This is a genomic window from Accumulibacter sp., from assembly GCF_032229525.1.
GTDB lineage: Bacteria > Pseudomonadota > Gammaproteobacteria > Burkholderiales > Rhodocyclaceae > Accumulibacter.
The window spans coordinates 1-15732 of sequence record NZ_JAVTWB010000076.1 but is presented as its reverse complement, the minus strand read 5'-3'; the positions used below and the strand labels follow the sequence as shown (position 1 = coordinate 15732).

Sequence of the window (15732 nt, the reverse complement as noted above, 5' to 3'; positions counted from 1 at the left end):
CAGCGGCATGACAACGGGCAGGATTTCGACGGTGCGACGGTGCGACGGTGCGACGGTCCCGACCAAGCACGCCTGGGCCAAACCACCAACGGAAGCGGTCGGCTGCGCGCGAAGGCCTGGGGCGGCCCGGATGCCGACCACTCAATGCCATAAGAATTCGGTTCGCTGCAGCCATTCCCGGCGATCAGCCAGTCCGATCAAGCCGCCGTTGATGGCCCTGGTGATGGCGTTGACCGCGTCCCGGTCGGCCAGCGCGTTGCAGCCCTTGGACATCCACTCAGCGGCCGCAACCTTGAGGCACCAGTCGGCACTGATCACCGCATCCGGGTCGCCTGTAAAGTCAGGCGTATCGGCGAAGCTCTGGCGCAGAACTGTCGTCGCCTGCGCGTAGCTCTCCTTGCCGGTCAGTTGCATGAAGCCGCGGCCGCGGTAGGTAAAGCCATCATTGGCGGCGGTATTTCCCATGCGCTTGTCGTAGACCTCGTTGGCGAGCTTTTGCTGGTTGTGGGCGAAGTCGGCCGGATCGAGGGGTCCCTTGGGCAGGAAGCGCGTTGGCCAGACCTTGGGCAAGCGCTGAGCGCTGTAGTTGAGATTCTCGAACTGGATGGTGAAGCCGCCCGACTCGTGCAGGATCTGAGCCATGAAATGGGCAACACGCAAAGGGTTTGCCGAAATGGCGAAGCGGTCGAGTACCTCCTGGCCCTGCGCAAACGCCTCGCGATAGCTGGATCGAGCGCTCGGAGCGAGCTGAGCGATTTGAGCGAGAGTGACCTTCACGGACATGGAAACTCCTTTCGCACGAGGGGGTTACGGTATGAACGCCGCAGACGGGCCTTGCACGGTGTTCGCGGCGAGCTGAGCACGGTGCACACAGCATAGCGCAGGCGGCTCGGCTTTTCCCTGTTTCGGCAGGCTCGCCGCGAATTGCTGCAGCGCGCACGCCGGGAGCCCCACGCGCAGGATGCCGGCATATCCCGGCGGGCCGCCACCGCCACCGATCAGCGTCCCGATCGCCTGCGGCGGGCAAGCACCTGGTGGAGCGTGTGCGCTGCCGTTGCCCGTTGCTTCAGCCGCCGCTCAGCGCCTGCACGATGATCAGTTCGCCACCCGAACGCAGCGGCTGCGACAGTTCGCGTAGTTGCTCGCCGTCGAAGAAGAAGCGGATGTGCGGCCGTATTCCTTGCTGCTCATCGATCATGCGGAAGCGGATTCCGGGGTGGCGGCGGTCGAGATCGTCGAGCACGGCGGCGAGGGTGGTGCCGCTGGCCTCGACCTCGCCATGCTCGGTGTAGGAGCGCAGCGCGCTGGGAATGAGCACATTCATCGGTGGGCACTAGGCCAGCAGGGCGGCTTCGACGGCGTAGATTTCCGGCAGGTGGCGGGCGATGCACTGCCACTGCTGGCCGTCGTTGTCGCTCATCCACAGCTCGCCGCTGGTGGTGCCGAAGTAAAGGCCGACCGGCTCCAGCCCGTCGGCAGTCATCGCCTGTCGCTTGACCGTCCACCAGGCCTGGCTGGCCGGCAGGCCGGCGTCGAGACGCTGCCAGCGGCTGCCGCCATCGCGCGTCACATAGACGGCGGGCTTGCCGTCCGGACTGGTACGTGGCCAGACCGAGGTGCCGTCCATCGGCAAGACCCACGCCGTGTCCGCGTCGCGTGGATGCACCACCATCGGGAAGCCGACGTCGCCGACCGCTGGCGGCATGTTCTTGCCGATATTCAGCCATTGCTCCGACGGTCGGTCGAGGCGGTAGATGCCGCAATGGTTCTGCTGGTAGAGGCGATCCGGGTTGCTCGGACAAAGGCGCACGCAATGCGGGTCATGGAAGGTGGCGTCATTGCGGTCAAAACCTTCAACTACCTGCAGTTGGTCTAGCAGCGGCCTGAAGGTCTGGCCGCAGTCGACGCTCTCGTGCACGCCGCCGCCCGACATCGCCAGGTAGAGGTGCGCGGCGTCGCGGGGATCGACGATGATCGAGTGCAGCTTCGGCCCGTCCGGCGTGCCGTCCTGCGCGCTGCCCATCCATTGCCGGTATTGCGGGTCGTCGTTGATACACGAGAACGGCGCCCAGCTGACACCGCCGTCTTCGGAACGGAACAAGCCTTGTGGCGAGGTGCCGGCGTACCAGACGTCGGTCTCGTCGGCGTGACCCGGGGTCAGCCAGAAGGTGTGGTCGACGCTGCGGCCGGCCAGAGCTTGGTTCCCGTCGGGGGCCGGCGCGAAGGCCGGCGGACGCCTGGCTTCACTCCAGCTGCGCCCGAGATCGGTCGAGCGGAAAATGGTCGGACCGAGGTGGCCGGTCTTGGCCGCCGCGAGCAGTGTGCGACCGTCGCGTGGGTCGAGCACCAGATGGCTGATGATGTGACCAAGAAAGTGCGGCCCGTCGACCCGCCACTGCTCGCGCGCCGCATCGCCGTGGTACAGCCAGGCCCCCTTGCGCGTGGCGACGAGTAGCACGACATGGCGGAGGTCGCCGATCGCAGCCGCCCGCTGGTGGTTTTCCCCTGCTTTCGGTCCTGCTGTTTCTCCAGTTTGCTGTGCCATCGATCGCTCCTTTTCGAGAATTGAGTGCTTGCATGTGAGTGTTCGGTGTCTATCAAACACCCCGGGTGCGGCGAGCGCGCTGCATGGCATCGCCTGCAGTCGTCATGCTTGGACCACGTCGCCGCCGCTTCCATTCTTGTCGTCGGTCGGCGCGACGTCAGATCGACACGGTGCCGATAGTATTTTCGTGCCGGCAATCTGGCCGGCGCCGGTGCTGGCCACGCGGTGTCTCTGCAAGTGCTGTGGAAAACGCCGGGAAAACCCCGGGAAAGCGTTGGGAAAACGGCGGGGCGAAGCTGCCGGATGGATCTCTCCACTCGACCGGGCGCCTGCCGGGGCGAGGCTCAACGCCCGCCGGCACGCGGTCCGCGCTTCGTTACTTTTGCTCAAACGGCAGCTGTCCGCCGATGTCGCCTGTGTTTGCGACGCGCCCTGTCGCGGTGCATGGCACAGGCGTCAGCGTGGCAGCAAGGCTCTGGCGAGCATGTACAGGCCCAAGACCGCCAGTCCGATGAAGAACCATCGACGAAAAGCTTCCGGTTGCAGTCTTCCTCGCACCCGTTGGCCGATGAACATTCCCAGCAGCGCCGGGAGAATGGCCAGCAGCGAACTGCCGGCAGTGAGCCACTGAACCTTGCCAGACAGCGCGAGTGCGGCAGCCAGGGCCACCGTGGACACCGTGAAGGATAATCCGAGCGCCTGTATGAGTTCGTCCTTGGTGAAACCCAGGGCACTGAGATAAGGCACGGCAGGAATCGCGAATACCCCCGTTGCCCCGGTGATCAAGCCGGTGGCCAGGCCGATGAGGGGTGACAACCAGGGCTCGGCGCGCGGCGGCACGGTAAAGCGAGGTGCGGCAAGACCCACCGCACCGTATGCCGCCAGGATCGCCCCGAGTGCGCCGCTGGCAAGGGAGGACGAGCTGCCGGTGAGGATGTTGATGCTCAGCGAGGTGCCTACCAGTACCGCGAACATCATGCTTGCCAGGCGCCGTACGAGCGCGGCGAAGCTTGGGCCGGCCAGGAGCTGCCAGACATTGGTCACCAGCGACGGGACGATCAACAGCGCTGCGGCGGCGGCTGGTGCCATGACCAGGCTGAGCAAACCCATGGCCACCGTCGGCAGCCCCAGGCCGACCACCCCCTTGGTGAAGCCGGCCGCCAAGAAGGTGAGGCCAACGAGAGTGGCGATGGCGACGGTGTCGCTCATGCTTTCATGGCCTTGGTCTTGAGTTCACAGGTCGCGATTTCGTTGCCGACTGGCCTCTTCTGGCCGCTCTTCTTGTGGCCGAGTGCTGGTGTTTGCGGGTGATCAGCACGCGTCGCGGGCTGCACGTCACTTTTCGCCGCCTGCTCGGGCAGCCTGCTTCGTTCGCATGCGGTTGTTCCTGGGCTTGTGCTCGAGTTCGCACAGTTCCAGTGCTTCCAGTAGCGGTGGCAGGTAGACGGCAAAGCGCCCGCGCAATCCCTTCTTCAGTCCGTACCAGCCGCCCAGTGGATTGTTCGGCGAACGTGCCCATGCTTCCACCGTCCCTTCCCTGGTGGGCTTTTGCTCGTCGGCGCCGCCAAGTTCCACCCAATCGCCCGCAGCAATGAGCATCGCCTGCAGGTCATCGACGCACCGCGCGTCGTAATGCAGGACCGTGCTGCCGACGGTACAGACCAGGATCGGCCGGCCGTCCTTCTCATCGACGTGCATGGTGAATTCCGAGCTGCCCGGTGCGGTCTTGAGTTTCCAGGGGTCGTCCTTGCTGCGCATCAGGGTGGGCATTTTGACTCCTTGGTGAAAACCCGCGACGAGCGCGGGCGCGAAGCGGTTCGCGCGCTGATTCGGCGGACCGTGTTGGCTGTCTGCGGCTGTCCGCGGCGACGAAGGGTGCGAGCGGGGCGCCCGCCCGGCGGCTCTCCCTTGTGGCCAACCCGCCTTTCCGAGCATGAAGAGTGATACACCCCTGTACGGCGAGTCAAGATGCTTGACGAGGAAATTTGCAAGGGCGTCAGCGCACACTGGTCAGGTCAATACAAGACCCCCAAAGCGTTCGGCGCCATCCGGCACGGCGGCCCTGGTCAAGCCTGCCACAGGCCCGGCGTCGCCTTGCCCTGGCTGGAAAGCTCGCCCGACTGCACTCTGCAATCGCTTGCATCATGAGGGCTGGAGGGCGCTGCGCGGTTTCACTCGGCCCCGTTCGATGCAAACCATTGTTAGAATTGCCGTCTTCAAGGGGCCGCGCAGAGGGAACTTCGCGCCACAGTCCACCACCACCAAGCCTTCAGCCGCCTTGTCGCCAGCCAGATAATCCACGCGACGACGCCCGGCCCGATCCCGAAAGACTCCGCAGCAAAGCCAGAATATGCCCGCACCCGAACCTCCTGCATCGCCAGCTTTTCCTCTGCCCCCAAATCGAACGACCATCAGCTCGAGTGTTTCTGCCGACGCCGCCGGCGTCGAGCAGGATGTGCTCAGTTCGGGCAGCTTTTTCCGTGCGCTGTGGCTGGGGCCGCGAGCGTGGGGGCGCTGGTGGCGGGCACTGGTGCGTGGCATAGATCACCCCGGGATTCTCCAGCAGGTCGAGCAGGACGCCCGTTTTTCGTTCAACTTTTGTTTCATGATCGTCGTCGCCGGTGGTATTGCCACCATCGGCCTGTTGCTCAATTCGCCGGCGGTGATCATCGGCGCGATGCTGATCTCGCCGCTGATGGGTCCGATCGTCGGCAGCGGCATGGCCATCGCCACGGTCGATGTCGAGCTTGGGCGAAAAAGTTTGCGTGCGCTGGCGCTGGGGACGGCCGCGGCAATTGCCTTCACCTCCTTGATCGTGCTGCTCTCGCCGGTCAAGGAACTGACGCCGGAGTTGCTCGCCCGTACCCGGCCGAACCTTTTCGACCTGGTGGTGGCGATCCTTTCCGGCGCCGCGGGTGGCTATGCGATGATCCGCGGTCGCGGCGGCGCGATCGTTGGCGTCGCCATTGCCACCGCCTTGATGCCGCCGCTGGCGACCATCGGCTACGGCCTGGTTACCCAGAACTGGCCAGTGGCGCGCGGCGCGCTGCTGCTGTTCGTCACCAACATGACGGCGATCAGCCTTTCGGTCGCCGCCGTCGCCGAGTGGTACGGCTTCGGCCGCGGCGCTTTGCGCAAGCGTTTTGCCAAGCAGGCGGCGATTTCGCTGCTGGTGCTCGTTCCCCTTGGGGTGCCCCTGTTCATTTCGCTGAAAGCGATCGCCTTCGAAAGTTTTGCCCAGATTCGTATTCGCAGTGTTCTGGAAGCCGCTGCGACCTCACTGCCGGATGGGCAATTGGGGGCGGTGGATGTGCAGTTCATCGACGGCAAGCCGCCACGGGTCCGCGCCATGGTTCTGAGTGCCGAACCGGAGAGCGGGCTGTCCGAGCGTCTGGAAAAGGCGATCGAAGGGGAGCTGCGACAGCCGGTTGCTCTGCAGCTGACACAGCTGCGCACCTCCGAGAAGGCGTCACCGCAGTTGCTGGCGCTCGGGCTTCCCGACGCGCCGCGCAGCACGGTCGCCGACAGCCTGCGCAGCGCCTTTCCTTTGCCCTTGGCGGCTTTCGACGCCGATTCGGCCAGGCACAGCGTCACTCTGGTGCCGCAAGCGCAAGCAGGAATCGATCTCGCTGCCTGGCAGGCGATGGAGAGTGACCTGGGCAGACGCTATCCCGATTGGACGATCCGCTTGCTGCCACCGCCGCAGGCGCTGCCGCCGGTCTATTTCGAGCACGGTAGCAAGGGCCTCGACGATGCCGCGCAAGCGCGCGTCGCGACCATCGCCTGGGCGACGCAGCGCTGGAAGATCGATCGCGTCGAGGTCGTTGGCCATGCCAGCAGCGATCGCGGCGGATCGCGGCGTCTCGCGGGGGTGCGTGCCGAGCGGGTTGCCGAGGCGCTGCGTGCGCAGGGCCTCAAGGTGGGCTCGGTGGGGCGTTATCCCTTGCCGAATCAGCTGGCCGTGGAGCGGGAATTGGGCGAAGCCGCATTTCGCGCCGTATCGGTGCTGCTGCCGGTCGTTGCCGAAAAATCACTGGAGGGCAGATGATGGACACCGTGGACACCGCATTTCTGAGCCAGTTACTCGACTGGAGTACGCGTCCCTGGTTCCGCCTGGGCAACACCGACATGACCTTGCTGCGCGTCGTCGGGCTGATTGTCATCCTGGTCTTCTTCTGGTGGTTCGCCTCAGTTCTGGAGCGGACTCTGCGGCGCATGGCCCGTGCCGGCAACATGGTCAAGCTCTCCGATTCGGCGATCTTCGCGCTCACCCGCATCGTTCGCTACCTGGTCTGGATTCTCGGCAGCATTGTCGGCCTGGCCTACCTCGGTTTTGACCTCGCCAGCCTGGCGCTGGTCGGCGGGGCGATGGGTGTCGGCATTGGTTTCGGACTGCAGAACATCTTCAGTAACCTGGTTTCCGGGATCCTGATCCTGGTCGAGAAGACGCTCAAGGTCGGCGATTTTGTTGACCTGCAGTCCGGGGTGGTCGGCAAGGTTACCGAGATCGGTCTGCGCTACACGCGGGTGACGACCAACGACAACGTCGATGTGATCGTTCCCAATTCGGAATTCATCAACGGGCGGGTGACCAACTGGACGCTCGACGACCACCTGCGCCGCATTCATGTGCCGTTCGGTGTCGCCTACGGTTCGGACAAGGAGCAGGTTCGCACAGCGGTGACTGCCGCGGCGCGCAAGGTCAGCGGGACGATCGATCTGCCGGGCCGCGAACCGGAGGTGTGGCTGGTCAATTTCGGCGACAGTAGTCTCGATTTCGAACTGGTGGTCTGGGTGGCACACGAGCTGGCGATTTCGCCGGGCCGTACGCACGCGCGCTACCTGTGGGAAATCGAAACGGCGCTCGGCGTGGCCGGCATCGAGATTCCTTTCCCGCAACGCGACCTGCATGTGCGCTCGGGACGCCTGACCGTGGATCTGAGTGGTGGCACGCTGCCGGCGGCGTCCCCGGACAAGGCCTCCTCCGCGCCGTGAGCCTGGCCGCCGCCGCGCGGGTACGGGCGGTGGCCGGCGAAACACTTACTGATGCCGAGTTATTTCCACATCGCTCGCATCCGCGCTGCCAGGTCGAGCGCCTGCTGCTTCGCCTGCGGATTCGCCGGCGGTGCTGCCGCCGGAGGGGGCCACGAGACCTGTTCGAAGCAGGGCAGCAGCGCGTTGCCGATGAAGCGCGTGCGACTGGCGTAGACATGGCGATCGCCAAAGCCCGGCTGATGGGAGACGTAGAAACGCTGCGGAATCATCAGGTCGAGATGATCCCGCGCGCGGGTCATGGCGACGTAGAGCAGGCGCCGCTCTTCCTCGATCTCGACTGCCGAGCCGGTGGCCATGTCGGACGGAATGCAGCCATCGACCGCATTGAGCACGGTGACGGCTGTCCATTCCTGACCCTTGGCCGAGTGGATGGTCGACAGGATCAGGTAATCCTCGTCCAGTAGCGGTGGCCCCGCCTGGTCGCTGGTGGCGTTCGGCGGGTCGAGCGTGAGCTCGGTCAGGAAGCGCTCGGCGCTGCCATAGGTCATCGCGATACGGGCGAGTTGGTCGATATCGGCCTGGCGGACCAGCGCGTCTTCATGCAGTCGCTCCATTTGCCCGCTGTACCAGTCGCAGATGCGATCGAAGGCGGCCGGCCAGGCGAGGCCAGCCGATGATCCATGGCCTTCGATCAGTGTCGCGAACTCGCGCCAGGCAGCCCTGGCGCCTTCCGCTACCGGCTGTTCGCCGAGCAGCGTCGCCCCGGGGCTGGCGCTGGCGACATTGTCCAGCACCCGGCCGGCGGTGGCCGGGCCGATGCCGGCAACCAGTTGCGTGGCGCGGAAACCGGCGAGTCGGTCGCGTGGGTTCTGCGTCCAGCGCAGGATGGCCAGCACGTCCTTGACGTGCGCCGCTTCGAGAAACTTGAGGCCGCCGAACTTGACGAAGGGAATGTTGCGCCGGGTCAGTTCGATTTCCAGCCGGGCGCTGTGCTGCGCGGTCCGGAAGAGCACCGCCTGTGCCTTCAGCCGGACACCCGCCTCACGCCGGGCGAGGACTTGTTCGACGACATGTGCGGCCTGATCGCTGTCGTCGCGTACCGCTACCAGTCGTGGCCTCTGCGATGATGTGCGCTCGCTCCACAGATCCTTGGTGAAGCGCTCGCTAGCCAGCGCGATCACCTGGTTGGCGGCGGTCAGGATCGGCTGCGTCGAGCGGTAGTTGCGCTCCAGCGTCACCCATTGCGCGGGGGGATCGAACTGGGCCGGGAAATCGAGGATGTTGCGTACCGTCGCGCCACGAAAAGCGTAGATCGACTGCGCGTCGTCGCCAACCACGGTCAGGCCGTGGCCATCGGGTTTCATGGCCAGCAGAATTGCCGCCTGCAGGCGATTGGTGTCCTGGTATTCGTCGACCAGGATATGGCTGAAGCGCTCGCCGATTTCCCGGCCGAGCGCCGCTTCGCTGACCATCTGCGCCCAGTAGAGCAGGAGATCGTCGTAGTCGAGTACCTGCTGCGCCTGCTTGGTCTCGACGTAGTCGAGGAAAAGCCGCTTCAGATCGTCCTCCCACTCGGTGCACCAGGGAAAGGACGTCTGCAGTACCTCTCCCAGCGCCGACCGCGTGTTGACCGCCGCCGAATAGATCGCCAGGCAGGTCGCCTTGAGGGGAAAGCGCTTGCCCTTGGCGGAAAAACCGAGGCCATGGCGGACGAGGTTGAGCAGGTCGCCCGAGTCCTGCCGGTCATGGATGCTGAAGGCCGGATCGAGGCCGATGCGGCCGGCGTACTCGCGCAGCAGGCGCGCGCCGACGCTGTGAAAGGTGCCGGACCAGGCCAGTGACGATGCGCCAGCCAGCGCGCGCGTCGCGCCGCGCTGCGCCAGGATCCGCTCGACGCGGCGCGTCATCTCGCTGGCCGCACGGCGCGAGAAGGTCAGCAGGAGGATTTGCCCGGGATCGGCGCCCCGGGCGACGAGCTGCGCGACCCGGTGGGCCAGCGTCGCGGTCTTGCCCGATCCGGCCCCGGCGATGACCAGCAACGGCGGATGCCGACTAGCGCCGGTGCCAGCGCCCGGCTCGCCGATACCGAAGGTGGCCGCTTGCCGCTGCGCCGCATTGAGTTGTGCCAGCGGATCGGCAGCAGGGGGGATCTGTGCGTCCGCTGCCGCTGCGTTGTCGCAGTGCGCGTGTTCAACGGCCTCGAAGGCGCGCACCGGCGTCTCCCTGATAACTGTAAATAAAAACAGTATAACGTACTCGTCTTGGCGTGCCGATCGGATTGCACGGGCTTTTCAGCAGGGCGCGTGGATGATCTGTCTGGCGGCATGCGATATCGCCTCCCGGCGGGCGCGACGGACCCACTCGGCGCCCCGTCGGCTTCATATTTTCGGCCACCCTCCCTATACTGTTACTCGCATCCCTGAACCGCCTGTCCATTTTTTCCTGCAACTGCAGGAAACCCAGTTACCGCTCTGCGCGCGGGAAAGGCCCCTGGTGCCACCCTCCCGGATCGACGCAGGCAGCGATAAAGAGAGGTCTTGATGAGTGATTCGTTGCGCATGCTGATTGCCGGCTTGGTCCTGTTGGTGATGGCCGGAAGTGCTTACCTGTGGTGGCAGGAACGGCAAGCCCCGGCCCCGCTTCCGATGGTCGCGCCAAACACCAGCGCAGCTGAACCAGCGGCGCCGGCAGAGGCACCGGTGCACCACGCCATCGAGGCCATTACGCCGCCGCCCGAGGCAGCGCTGCCGCCCTTGACCGACACCGGCAGCGAGGTCAGCGATGCGCTGATTGCCTTGCTTGGTCGCCAGCAGGTGTTGACCTTTCTCGACGTCAGCGATTTCGCACGTCGCGTGGTGGCTACGCTCGACAACTTCGGGCGTAGCCATGCCGCTTCACGGCTGTGGCCCGTGCTTCCGGCGCCGGGGCGATTCTCGGTGATCGAGCGTGACGGCGCCACCTATATGGCGGACAGCAACATGGATCGCTACAAGGCTTTTGTCGGTTTCGCATCGACGATCAATACCGGCCCTGCGGTTGATCTCTATGTACGCATGTACCCGCTGCTGCAACAGGCCTACGTGGTGCTCGGCTATCCGGACAAATACTTCAACAATCGAGTGGTCAAGGTCATCGACCAGTTGCTGGCGACTCCCGAGTTGAAGGAGCCGGCTCCCTTGAAGCTGACCGAGGTGCAGGGACCGTTCGAGGCGCCGCGACCCTGGGTGCGCTATGAGTACGTGGACCCGGCGCTGGAGACACTCTCGGCCGGCCAGAAGATTCTGTTGCGCATGGGTCCCGAGAATGCCCGCCAGCTGAAGGCCAAGTTGCGCGAATTCCGCCAGCGTGTCGCCGGCAATAACGCCATGGGCTGAGCCCCGGCCGCCCGGCCGCCCGGCAGCCCAGCGGCTTGTGTGCAGTAAGCGTTCAGGCGCCGATCAGCTTCAGATCGAAAGCGCGCTCGAGCAGCCAGATCAAGGCGATCACCAGCGTCGCCAGCGAGCCGCCAAGGAAAACGCCGCGGCGATAGAAAGCGGTGTCGCGCAGTCCATAGGCCAGCGGCAGGAATACCGCCACGATGGCCAGTTGGCCAATTTCGACGCCGACGTTGAAGCCGAGCAGCGACAGCACCAGCGCCTGCTGCGGCAGGCCCAGTTCGGCCAGCACGCTGGCAAAGCCGAAGCCGTGGATCAGGCCGAAGGCGAAGGCGACCAGCCAACGGCGGCCTTCGACCACTGGTTTCAGATTGTTGGCGGCGGCCAGCACCACCGAGGCGGCGATCGCTGATTCGACCAGCCGTGAGGGTAATTGGACCAGGCCCAGCGCCGCCAGCGAGAGGGTGATCGAATGGGCAATGGTGAAGGCGGTGACCACCCACAATACCTCGCGCAGCGCGTCGCGGAAATGCGCCACGCCGCGCCAGCGTCCGTCCTGGTGTACCAGGACCGCCGGCAGCAGCAGCGCCAGCAGGAACAGGATGTGGTCGAAACCGATCCAGATGTGCCAGATGCCCTCGACCAGATACTGGCCGAACTGCGCCAGGCGCGACCGCTGGCCGGTGACAAACTGCAGCTCGGCGCGCTCCGGCGCGAAGACGCCGGAATGCGGCGTGCCGTCGAAAGTCAGGCGTAGCAGTCCGCGATGCAGGGCGTCGAGCTCGAACAACAGTCGATAATTCAGGCTCAGGTCGCCGTCGGCGCGCGGGCATTCGCCCGCCAGCTGCAGTACGGCGTAGGCGCCGTCGGTGTGCGTGTCCACCAGGTGATCGGTGACCCGCAAGCGGCAGACTCCGCCACGCAGTACCTTGAGGCTGGCGAGCGCCCAGGCGTCGATATCGGCATGGCGGCTGCGCACTTCGCCCCAGGTGATCTCGCCGTTGCCATCGAGATCGAGTCCGAGCGCGAAATCGATGTCGCGCAGGGCGATGTCCCATTGCCCACGTACCTCGCTGCCGCTGACTTCGAGTACCAGATAGCTGTCGCTGGCCTTGTGCGCCAGAGCAGGCAGCGACAGGAAACACAGCAGAAAGAGCAGGGTGCGGCGGCAGTTCATCGCTGCGCTCCTGTCGGCGATCTGGCTTGCGCTGTGCCCGGCGTCGACTGGCGGCCCAGGCTGCGCAGGCGCTGATCCTCGAAGCCGCTGTCGCGCAACCAGTCGCGCGCCGCCTGCGCCGCCGCCGGGTCGCCGGCCGCAATCGCCGCCTCGAACAGGATGCGGGCGTCACGCGGTTCGCGCTGAACGGCGTAGTTTTCCGCCGCCAGGCGCAGCGCTTGTTGCGGATCATGACGCAGACGCAGGGCGTAGCGCGCTTCTTCGGCGCGATGGGTGGTGTCGCCACGTTGGCGCGCGGCGGCAAAGCGTTCGTCGAGCGTTTGCGCCAGTCGCGGGGCGTCGCGCGAATTCAGCAAGGCTGCCGCCTCGGCCAGGCGTAGCAGCAGCGTGTCGGACGATTCCCAGTCCGCCAGTTGGCTGAGCACCTCGCGTGGTCGGCCATTGTCGAGCAGAAAATCACTCCAGGCGGCCAGCAGGTAGCCGTCATCACGGCCGATGCTCAAGGCTGCCCGGTAGTGGCTTTCGGCCAGCGCCGGCTGGCCGCGCCAGGCAGCCACTTCACCCAGCCGCGTCAGCAGCCAGAGGTGGTTTCCGGGGTCGCGGCTGCTCGCCAGGGCCTCCTGCAAAGCGCGGTAGCCGCCGTCCAGCTGGCCGCCGTAGGCCTGTGTAAGGCCGATACAGCTGCCGTAGAGCACGTCCTGGCGTAGCGCCTGCAGGGCCGCGCATTCCTGGCGTGCAGACGGGTAATCGGCCTGGACGAGGAATATTGCGGCACGCCACGCATGTGCGTCGGCAAGTTCCGGGTCCAGCGCCAGGGCAGCGGCAAAGTCATCGAGCGCGGCTGCAAAGGCATGCCGATACTGCCGCAGCATGCCGCGCACGCTTAGCAGGCCGGCCGGCAGCGGCTCGGCAAAACGAGCAATCACCGCTTCGGCGTAGCCGACGTAGCGCGGGTCGCCGCGGGCCATGGCGAGGTCGAAATAGCGCCGGGCAAGTCGCCCGGCGGGGAGCGGATCGTTTGCGGCGGCAGCCATCGCCGCGCGCAAGGCGACCAGTTCGCGGTTGCTGGCGTCGCCGGCACGCGAGGGCAGGCGCTCAAGCACTTCGGCATCGTCAGTCGGCTGTCGCGGCGCGGCCTCGGCGGGCAGCGCCAGCCCGCCCAGCGATAGCGACAGAATCAGGGACAGAACGCGAAATCGGGGGAACCCGGTCAACTGGGGGCAAGTCATAGACGTTGCTCGTAACGTGCGCGTCAGATCGAGTGTCACATTCTCCAACAAATCGAAAGGAGTTTCACATGAGTAAGCTACTGTCCTTGCTGGTCGCTGCCGTCTTCGCCACCGCTTCCGCTGGCTCCTTCGCTGCCTCGCATGGCGGCGCTCCCATGGGCGAGAAGAAAACGGATGAGAAGAAGATGGACGAGAAGAAGATGGACGAGAAGAAGATGGACGAGAAGGCCGGCGACAAGAAGGAAATGAAGGACGAGAAGAAGACCGACAAGAAGGAGATGAAGGAAGAGAAGAAGGGGTATTAGGGCATCTTCGCGACGGACAAAAGCGGGCTTCGACCCGCTTTTTTTTTGCGCCCTCGGCGCGCCATCGCACCGCTCATCGACCCGCGGCGGGTTGTCAGCTTGGTACGCCTGAGGGGCCGCGCAGGATACACTCACACCGCCAGCGCAGCCGGGTTCGTATGCGCGGCCACCAGTGGCGCTGGCCAACGCGCCAAACTATGAAGTCCGTCGATCCGCCTATCGGTGGCTGACCACCGCCGGCGCGTCGTCAAAGCCCTTGCCTGTCGACCTGAAGCTTGACGGAGTGCCGTGACCAACTCTGACAGCGCAAAGAACGATCGCTCACTGCGCGGGGCGGATAATCCGTACGCCGCGATCAGCGTCGTCATCGCCGTGATGGCGGTGGTGCTTGCGCTCAGCTTCCGGGCCTATGCTCCCCCCGCGCCATTGCCGGCAGACGCGCCGCCGCAACGCTTTTCCGCCGGGCGGGCCGAGGCGATCCTCGAGTCGCTGCTTGGCGATGGGATCCCGCATCCGGCAGGTAGCGAGCAAAACCGCAAAGTGCGCCAACGCGCCGTCGCCATGCTCGAATCCTTCGGCTACGAGGTGCAGTTGCAGGCCACGTCGAAACAAGTCGATGGGGCGGCCGATGCCATTCCCCTGACCAATATCATGGCCGTATTGCCCGGTTCGGAAGGTGGGCCGGCCGTGATGCTGGCTTCGCACTTCGACTCCAAACCGCAGAGTCCAGGCGCGGCCGATGCTGGCGCGGGAGCCGCCGCCGTTCTTGAAATCGCGCGGATGCTGAAGCTGGAAGGCGGGTTCAAACGCGATGTCGTCTTCCTCCTGACCGACGGTGAAGAATTCGGCATGCTGGGCGCCGAGCGCTTTGTCGCCGAGCATCCGCTGGCCAAAACCATTGGCGTGGTGATCAACCTCGAGGCACGTGGGACCTCGGGCCCGAGTCTGATGTTCGAGACCAGCGAGCATTCCGCCTGGCTGATAGCGCAGTTTTCGCGCAGCTCACGAAAGCCGATTACCAGTTCGCTGTTTTACGAGATCTATAAACGCCTGCCCAACAATACGGATTTCACGCTCTTCAAGAACGCCGGGATGCAGGGTTTCAACTTCGCGTTCATCGGCAACGTGAAGAACTACCATCAACCGACGGACAATCTGCAAAATCTTGAGCGGGGAAGTCTCCAGCACCAGGGCGACAATGCGCTGGGGCTGGTTCGCGCTCTCGGCAATCTCGACATCGGGGCGCAAACAGGCGGAAAGGCGGTTTACTTCGACGTCTTTGGCCAGTTTGTCGTCAGTTGGCCGCCGACCGCTTCGGCGTTGTTCTCGTTGGCCGCACTTGCTTTCCTGGTCATCCGCTCGCCAGCCCTCACCGGCACGTCGATCAAGAACAACCTGGCGTGGCCAAATCTGGGCCCGGCGCTCGGGCTGCTCCTGAGAAGCACGCTGGCGCTGCTGGCAACAGGTCTGATCATCGATGCCGGCTTCCGCTATCAAGGTTTTTACGAGCCAGCGTGGATCGCGTCGGCCTTTGCCGGTGAACTGCTGTACTGGTTGATGGCGCTGACCATCGCATCGTGCTGTTGCCTGCTGGCAACGAAGAGAACGCTCGACCCCGATCGAGTCTGGCTGGTCGCCTGGGCATCGTGGGCGATGTTGACGGTGCTGGTCTCGTTCTCGATCGCCGGCGCAAGTTACCTGTTTGTCGTGCCCTTGCTGGTGGCTTGCATGGCGACCATGGCCAGACGTGGTCCTGCGCCAAAGCGGCTGGCAAGTGGATTCTTTTTCGTCGCGCCGGCGGTCGCCGTGGCGGTGCTGTGGCTGCCGCTGGAGCGCTTGTTCTACGACGCCGTTGGTTTCCGCATGGGAGGCTTCCTGATCATCCGGATGGCGATCGTCATGTTGGCCTTGCTCCCGGTGTTGTGCATCACCGGTCGCGACACCCTGAAGCGGTTGAGCGCTGTGGGGGGCGTGGGAACCGTCATCTGTATCGTCATTACGGTGTTAGTGTGAAAGTCGCGTACGCGACTCACGAATCTCCCTTCTCCCCCGCGCGGGAGAAGCAACCGTGTTTGACGTCAAGCGTTTTCTGGTTGCCAAGGGGTGT

The 15732-nt window shown here is 65.0% G+C and carries 13 protein-coding genes; 5 read left to right on the top strand and 8 right to left on the bottom strand.

Annotated features, from left to right (window positions below):
• Window positions 1-141: 141 nt before the first annotated feature.
• The 5 genes from RUW20_RS04740 to RUW20_RS04720 all read right to left on the bottom strand — a co-directional run bounded on the left by RUW20_RS04740 (window position 142) and on the right by RUW20_RS04720 (window position 4315).
• Window positions 142-783: a lytic enzyme gene (locus RUW20_RS04740; protein WP_313951044.1), complete on the bottom strand. Its 642-nt coding sequence runs from the start codon at window positions 781-783 to the stop codon at window positions 142-144.
• Between the two features lie 283 nt (window positions 784-1066).
• Window positions 1067-1324, bottom strand: coding sequence for a MoaD/ThiS family protein (locus RUW20_RS04735; RefSeq protein ID WP_313951043.1), 258 nt, complete (start codon window positions 1322-1324; stop codon window positions 1067-1069).
• A 9-nt stretch (window positions 1325-1333) separates the two neighbouring features.
• Window positions 1334-2545, bottom strand: coding sequence for a glycosyl hydrolase (locus RUW20_RS04730; protein ID WP_313951042.1), 1212 nt, complete (start codon window positions 2543-2545; stop codon window positions 1334-1336).
• A gap of 456 nt (window positions 2546-3001) precedes the next feature.
• Window positions 3002-3754 carry a sulfite exporter TauE/SafE family protein gene (locus RUW20_RS04725; RefSeq protein WP_313951041.1) on the bottom strand — a complete coding sequence of 251 codons (753 nt, stop codon included), beginning with the start codon at window positions 3752-3754 and terminating at the stop codon, window positions 3002-3004.
• 126 nt (window positions 3755-3880) lie between these two features.
• Window positions 3881-4315 (bottom strand): DUF6855 family protein, encoded by a 435-nt coding sequence (locus RUW20_RS04720; protein WP_313951040.1) that lies wholly within the window; start codon window positions 4313-4315, stop codon window positions 3881-3883.
• 580 nt (window positions 4316-4895) lie between these two features.
• Between RUW20_RS04720 and RUW20_RS04715 the strand changes: the two genes are divergently transcribed.
• Complete coding sequence (locus RUW20_RS04715) at window positions 4896-6593, top strand: TIGR00341 family protein (protein WP_313951039.1); 1698 nt, start codon at window positions 4896-4898, stop codon at window positions 6591-6593.
• Window positions 6590-7540 (top strand): mechanosensitive ion channel family protein, encoded by a 951-nt coding sequence (locus tag RUW20_RS04710; RefSeq protein WP_313951038.1) that lies wholly within the window; start codon window positions 6590-6592, stop codon window positions 7538-7540. The genes RUW20_RS04715 and RUW20_RS04710 overlap by 4 nt, the downstream gene beginning before the upstream one ends.
• A gap of 59 nt (window positions 7541-7599) precedes the next feature.
• Here RUW20_RS04710 and RUW20_RS04705 read toward each other — a convergent pair whose 3' ends face one another.
• Window positions 7600-9690, bottom strand: a complete 2091-nt coding sequence (locus RUW20_RS04705) for an ATP-dependent helicase (RefSeq protein ID WP_313951045.1) — start codon at window positions 9688-9690, stop codon at window positions 7600-7602.
• 390 nt (window positions 9691-10080) lie between these two features.
• Here RUW20_RS04705 and RUW20_RS04700 point away from each other — a divergent pair, with 390 nt between their 5' ends.
• Window positions 10081-10914 (top strand): DUF3014 domain-containing protein, encoded by an 834-nt coding sequence (locus RUW20_RS04700; protein WP_313951037.1) that lies wholly within the window; start codon window positions 10081-10083, stop codon window positions 10912-10914.
• A gap of 52 nt (window positions 10915-10966) precedes the next feature.
• On the opposite strand, the gene RUW20_RS04695 is transcribed toward RUW20_RS04700, so the two are convergent.
• Both RUW20_RS04695 and RUW20_RS04690 read right to left on the bottom strand, forming a co-directional pair.
• Window positions 10967-12091, bottom strand: a complete 1125-nt coding sequence (locus RUW20_RS04695; RefSeq protein ID WP_313951036.1) for a HupE/UreJ family protein — start codon at window positions 12089-12091, stop codon at window positions 10967-10969.
• Window positions 12088-13320, bottom strand: coding sequence for a hypothetical protein (locus RUW20_RS04690; protein ID WP_313951035.1), 1233 nt, complete (start codon window positions 13318-13320; stop codon window positions 12088-12090). The genes RUW20_RS04695 and RUW20_RS04690 overlap by 4 nt, the downstream gene beginning before the upstream one ends.
• Window positions 13321-13388: 68 nt before the next feature.
• On the opposite strand from RUW20_RS04690, the gene RUW20_RS04685 reads away from it, so the two are divergent.
• Together RUW20_RS04685 and RUW20_RS04680 are read left to right on the top strand one after the other, a co-directional pair.
• A complete protein-coding gene (locus RUW20_RS04685) occupies window positions 13389-13625 on the top strand; it encodes a hypothetical protein (protein ID WP_313951034.1) in 237 nt (78 codons plus the stop codon).
• A gap of 288 nt (window positions 13626-13913) precedes the next feature.
• Window positions 13914-15638, top strand: a complete 1725-nt coding sequence (locus tag RUW20_RS04680) for a M28 family peptidase (RefSeq protein ID WP_313951033.1) — start codon at window positions 13914-13916, stop codon at window positions 15636-15638.
• Window positions 15639-15732 lie beyond the last annotated feature (94 nt).